The following is a 529-nucleotide window of genomic DNA, read 5'->3' on the forward strand; positions in this document are numbered from 1 at the left end:
TACAATGGGGAACAGAAGAACAAAAGAAAAAGTATCTAGTTCCTCAAGCACAAGGGAAGAAAATTGGTGCATTTGGATTAACTGAACCTAATGCAGGATCTGATGTAGTGGCGATGGCAACAACTGCTGTAAAAGATGGAGATAGCTATATTTTAAATGGATCAAAAACATGGATTTCTTTATGTGATGTAGCTGACCACTTCTTAATTTTTGCGAAGACAAATCATGATCTAAAACATCATGGTATATCCTGCTTTATTGTAGAACGCTCATTTGAAGGCGTTTCCACAAAGGCGATTAAAGGAAAAATGGGAATTCGAGCAGGGAATACTGGTGAAGTATTTTTAGATGATGTAAGAGTCCCAGCTGAAAACTTACTAGGTTTCGAAGGTGAAGGATTTAAAATAGCAATGTCTGCGCTTGATAACGGACGATTTACAGTTGCGGCTGGTGCTTGTGGATTAATCCAAGCATCACTTGAAGCAAGCGTAAAATATTGTCATGAACGAAAAACATTTGGTAAAGAAAT

1 protein-coding gene is annotated in these 529 nt (G+C 37.4%); it reads left to right on the plus strand.

Annotated features, from left to right (window positions below; all coding sequences use genetic code 11):
- Positions 1–529: acyl-CoA dehydrogenase family protein (locus CN925_RS15365; protein ID WP_180232982.1), on the plus strand; the 529-nt coding region annotated here is incomplete at both ends.

Origin of the sequence: Bacillus sp. AFS055030 (genome assembly GCF_002574545.1) — a bacterium.
Taxonomy (GTDB): domain Bacteria; phylum Bacillota; class Bacilli; order Bacillales; family Bacillaceae_G; genus Gottfriedia.